The sequence below is a fragment of the Streptomyces sp. SID5785 genome (assembly GCF_009870065.1).
GTDB lineage: Bacteria > Actinomycetota > Actinomycetes > Streptomycetales > Streptomycetaceae > Streptomyces.
The window spans coordinates 1-4,848 of the sequence record NZ_WWIA01000535.1 but is presented as its reverse complement, the minus strand read 5'-3'; the positions used below and the strand labels follow the sequence as shown (position 1 = coordinate 4,848).

The window sequence follows — 4,848 nt, the reverse complement described above, 5'->3', positions numbered from 1 at the left end:
GGGGGCGGCGACGACCACGGCTCCGCGAAGGACTCGTCGGCCCGGCGGCCCGCCGCGGGCGCCCCCGGCGGCGGCTCGGGGAAGGGCTCCGGCGAGCGGGCCGAGGGCGGGCCCGCCGCCTCCGTCGCCCCCGACGACGGCGAGCGCCGCGGCATGACCGACAACCGCTCGACGTTCGCGCTCGACGTCGACACCGCGTCGTACGGCTACGCCCGCCGCACCCTCGAGGACGGCATGCTGCCGGCGCCGGACACGGTGCGCCCCGAGGAGTTCGTCAACAGCTTCCGGCAGGGCTACCGGCGCCCGCAGGGCAACGGCTTCTCGGTCAGCGTGGACGGCGCCCGCACCGGCTCCGACGGCTGGCGGCTGATGCGGGTGGGGCTCGCGACGGCCCAGCCGCCCGCGCGCGACGAGCGCCGGCCCGCGGCGCTGACCTTCGTCATCGACGTGTCCGGTTCGATGGCCGAGCCCGGCCGCCTCGACCTCGTCAAGACGTCCCTGGACACGCTCGTCGACCAGCTCGGCCCGGACGACTCCCTCGCCGTCGTGACCTTCAGCGACGAGGCCGAGACCGTGCTGCCGATGACCCGGCTCGGCGCCCGCGACGGCTCCACCCGCGCGGACGTCCACGACGCGGTCGACTCCCTCGAACCCACCGACTCCACCAACCTGGGCGCGGGCATCGACACCGGATACGCCACCGCCGTGGAGGGGCTGCGGCGCGGCGCCACCAACCGGGTCGTGCTGCTCTCCGACGCCCTCGCCAACACCGGTGAGACCGACGCCGACGCCATCCTCGAACGCATCGGCAGCGAGCGCCGCGAACACGGCATCACCCTCTTCGGCGTCGGCGTCGGCAGCGAGTACGGCGACGCCCTCATGGAGCGCCTCGCCGACAAGGGCGACGGCCACACCACCTACGTCTCCACCCCGGCCGACGCCCGCAAGGTCTTCGTCGACCAGCTCCCGGCCAATGTCGACCTGAAGGCCCGCGACGCCAAGGCCCAGGTCGTCTTCGACCGCGGCACCGTCGCCGACTTCCGTCTGCTCGGCTACGAGGACCGGCGCGTCGCGGACGACGATTTCCGCGACGACACCGTCGACGGCGGCGAGATCGGCCCCGGCCACACCGTGACCGCGCTCTACGCCGTCAAGCTCCGCGCGGGCGCCGAGGGCCGTGTCGCCCGCGCCACGGTCCGCTGGCTCGACCCCTCCTCCCGCACCCCGCACGAGCGCAGCGGCACGATCTCCGCGGCGTCCCTGGACCGGCCTCTGTGGTCCACGGCGACGGCCCCGCGCCTGCGTGTCTCGGCCGCGGCGGCCTACTTCGCCCACCGGCTCTCCGCCCCGGACGAGTCCCCCTACCCGGGCGAACCGTCCCTGCCGGACCTGTCGGTCGAGGCCCACCGTCTGGCGACGTCCACGGAGGACAAGGACGTGACGGACCTGGCCCACGCCATCGACGTGGCCTCGGGCCTGACCCGCACCTGATCACGTGCTCCGGGGGAGGGGCTGCCGGGGCGGGTCCGTGTGCGCGGCGCGCGGGAGCCCGCCCCGGTCTACCGGATGTGCCGCCCCGAGATCGCGCGGGCGATCACCAGACGCTGGATCTCGCTGGTGCCCTCGAAGATGGTGTAGATCTTCGCGTCCCGGTACATACGCTCCACCGGGTGCTCGCGGCTGTAGCCGGCGCCGCCGAGGACCTGGATCGCCTTCTCCGTGGCGGAGACGGCCAGTTCGCCGGCGCGGAGCTTCGACATGGAGCCCTGGCCCGCGTCGAAGGTCTTGTCGTTGCGGGCCATCCACGCCGCCTGCCAGATGAGGAGACGGCAGGCCTCGATCTCGGTGCGGACGTCGGCGAGGGCGAAGGCGATGGACTGGTTCTCGATGATCGGGCGGCCGAAGGCCTCGCGGTCGCCCGCGTACTCCAGGGCGTACTCGTACGCGGCGCGGGCGATGCCGAGGGCCTGGGCGCCGACGGTCGGGCGGCTGACCTCGAAGGTGGACATCGCGGCCTGGCCGCGCCCGCCGCGGGTGCCCTCGCGGGCGCGGGCGAGGCGGGCGTCCAGCTTCTCCCGGCCGCCGAGCAGGCAGTGGCCGGGGACGCGGACGTCGTCGAGGAACACGTCGGCGGTGTGCGAGGCGCGCAGGCCCAGCTTCTTGATCTTGCGGGCGCCCTCGAGTCCGCGGGTGCCCGGCGGCACGATGAACGCGGCCTGGCCGCGCGAGCCGAGTTCGGGGTCGACGGAGGCGACGACCACGTGGATGTTGGCGATGCCGCCGTTGGTGATCCAGGCCTTCTGGCCGGACAGCACCCATTCGTCCCTGGCCTCGTCGTAGCGGGCCCGGGTCCGCATCGCCGCGACGTCCGAGCCGGCCTGCGGCTCGGAGACGCAGAACGCGGCGAGCTGCGGGTCGCTCTCGTCGCCGAAGCACTGGGGGACCCATTCGGCCAGCTGGTCGGGTGTGCCGGAGGAGAAGATCCCGGCCACCGCGAGCGAGGTGCCGAACAGGGCCATGCCGATGCCCGCGTCGCCCCAGAAGAGCTCCTCGTTGGCGATCTGCAGGGAGATGCCGCTGGGGTCGCCGAAGAGCTCCGCCAGCGACTCGAACCCGTAGAGGCCGATCTTCGCGGCCTCCCGGATCACCGGCCAGGGGGTCTCCTCGCGCTCGTCCCACTCGGCCGCGGCGGGCCGCACGACGTCGGCGGCGAAGCCGTGCACCCAGTCGCGCAACTCCCGCTGTTCCTCGTCGAGTTCCAGAGAGAACACCATGTCGCCGAGCCCCCTTACGCCTTCGGGATGTCGAAGTAGCGGGTCAGACCGGCGGCGAGGGCGAGATCGCCCGCGATCTTGACCTTGCGCATCATGAACATCGTGACGGGCGAGGAGTTGCCCGAGACGAGCTTGAGGAAGTCGGCGTCGCCCATGACGAGCGTGACGCGCGGCTCGGCGTTCGAGCGGCCCTCGGTGACCGTGCACGTGCCGTTCGCGATGCGGGTCTCGTGGACGGCCTCGGGGGTGTCGCCCTGGCCGGTCACCTTCCAGCGGATCAGCGCGTCGAGCGTGCCGGCCACGTCGGGCTTGAACTGCCGCTCCATGCGCCCGAAGACCTCCTTCAGGACCCGGCCGCGCAGCTCGGCGTCGCGCGCGATCTCGTTGATCTCCTTCGCGGACAGGCCCTTGACGAGCCGCGCGAACTCCTCGGGCGTGACGCTCGCGAAGTCGAGGCCCGCGATGTCGTCGGCACCGCTCATGGAAGTCTCCCTCGGGATAGTTCTTACTGTTCGGTAAGATTACTTCTTGGTAAGGTTACGGCGAGGTAGGTAGGCTGACAAGGGTGACGGGGACTTCGGGAGCGGCGCAGGGGCGGACGGCGGGCGGCCGGCGCAAGCGGGTGCCGCGCGAGGTGCGCGAGCAGCAGATCATCGACGTGGCCGTGGCCGTCTTCGCCAAGCGCGGCTACCACGCGGCGAGCGTCGACGAGATCGCCGAACTGGCCGGGATCTCCAAGCCGATGGTCTATCTCTACCTCGACTCCAAGGAAGGCCTGTTCCTCGCCTGCCTGCGGCGCGAGGCCGAGCGGCTGGTCGCCGCCTTCCAGGACGCGGCCCGCGGCGCGGGCGCGGCGCCTGAACTGCGGCTCTACGCGGGCCTGTCGGCGTTCTTCGCGTTCGTCGCCGAGCACCGCGACAGCTGGGTCGTCCTGCACCGCCAGGCCTCGGAGCTGAGCGAGGCCATCGCGGCGGCCGTCGCCGAGGCGCGGCGCGCGGTGATGGCCGAGGTGGCCGGGCTGATCAGCGACGGCATCAGCGACAGCGGCCGGGGCGGGCGACTGCACGCCCAGGACGCCGACTTCGTCGCGCACGCCCTGGTCGGCGCCGCCGACTCGCTCACCGACTGGACGGAGCAGAACCCGGGCCAGTCGCCCGACGCGGTCGCGCTGCGGCTGATGAACATGGTGTGGGTCGGCATGCGCGCCGTCCTCGACGGCGAGGCCTGGCTCCCCCGGGACTGAACCCGCCCCACCCCCGCGTCGGCGCCGGCCCCTTCGTGACCATTCGCGCGCGACCCATTGAATTTTCCTTACGCGTGAGTAAGTTGACTCTCCAGTAAGTACCAGCAGCACCGGAGTCCAGCAGCCGCGCGACCAGGAGCCGTCATGGGCGTACGCAAGGATCTGAAGCGGGCCAGGAAGCGCAGCGACCTGGCCGAACGGGCCGGGGTCGACCTCGTGCGCGACGAGGCGGGCACGGTCCGCCAGGCACACGTCGCCCCGCTGGCGGCGCCCCCCGCCGACGGGTCCACCCCGGCCGACATCCCGTACGTCAACGCGGCCGAGGCCCCGGACGACGTCGTCCTGCGCCGCAAGGAGGCGGGGGAGTGGAAGCCCGTCACCGCCGCCGCCTTCGCCCGCGAGGTGACCGCCACCGCCAAGGGGCTGATCGCCGCCGGGCTCGAACCGGGCGGCCGCGTCGCCCTCATGGCACGGACCTGCTACGAGTGGGAGGTCCTCGACTTCGCCGTCTGGGCCGCGGGCGGCCAGACCGTGCCCGTCTACGCGACGTCCTCGCCCGAGCAGATCGAGTGGATCGTCCGCGACTCCGGCGCCCGCCACCTCGTGGTCGACACCGAGGAGAACGCGGCCGCCGCCGCGGCCGCCCTCGCCCGGCTCCCGGAGGCCGACCGCCCCACCGTGCGCCGCCTCGACGCGGGCGCCGTCCTCGAACTCGCCACGCTGGGCCGGGACATACCCGACAAGGAGGTCGCCGAGCGCCGCGCCGCGCTGACCCCCGACACCATCGCCACCGTCTGCTACACCTCCGGCACCACCGGCCGCCCCAAGGGC

The 4,848-nt window shown here is 73.2% G+C and carries 5 protein-coding genes; 3 read left to right on the top strand and 2 right to left on the bottom strand.

What is annotated here, in order from left to right:
* A partial coding sequence (locus tag GTW43_RS17450; RefSeq protein ID WP_161302947.1) for a VWA domain-containing protein occupies positions 1-1,491 on the top strand: 1,491 nt, incomplete at its 5' end.
* A gap of 68 nt (positions 1,492-1,559) precedes the next feature.
* Here the strand turns inward: GTW43_RS17450 and GTW43_RS17445 are convergent.
* Together GTW43_RS17445 and GTW43_RS17440 are read right to left on the bottom strand one after the other, a co-directional pair.
* Positions 1,560-2,774 carry an acyl-CoA dehydrogenase family protein gene (locus GTW43_RS17445; protein ID WP_161302946.1) on the bottom strand — a complete coding sequence of 405 codons (1,215 nt, stop codon included), beginning with the start codon at positions 2,772-2,774 and terminating at the stop codon, positions 1,560-1,562.
* A 14-nt stretch (positions 2,775-2,788) separates the two neighbouring features.
* The gene (locus GTW43_RS17440; RefSeq protein ID WP_202501566.1) at positions 2,789-3,256 is read right to left on the bottom strand and encodes an SCP2 sterol-binding domain-containing protein; all 468 of its coding nucleotides are present in this window, start codon (positions 3,254-3,256) and stop codon (positions 2,789-2,791) included.
* Between the two features lie 83 nt (positions 3,257-3,339).
* Between GTW43_RS17440 and GTW43_RS17435 the strand changes: the two genes are divergently transcribed.
* The gene (locus GTW43_RS17435) at positions 3,340-4,017 is read left to right on the top strand and encodes a TetR/AcrR family transcriptional regulator (protein ID WP_343246037.1); all 678 of its coding nucleotides are present in this window, start codon (positions 3,340-3,342) and stop codon (positions 4,015-4,017) included.
* A gap of 144 nt (positions 4,018-4,161) precedes the next feature.
* On the top strand, positions 4,162-4,848 hold a 687-nt coding region (locus GTW43_RS17430; RefSeq protein ID WP_161302945.1), incomplete at its 3' end, for an AMP-binding protein.

Excerpts from the sequence above, each read along its gene's own strand:
- GTW43_RS17445 (WP_161302946.1), bottom strand. The coding sequence starts at position 2,774 with ATGGTGTTCTCTCTGGAACTCGACGAGGAACAGCGGGAGTTGCGCGAC.
- GTW43_RS17440 (WP_202501566.1), bottom strand. The coding sequence starts at position 3,256 with ATGAGCGGTGCCGACGACATCGCGGGCCTCGACTTCGCGAGCGTCACG.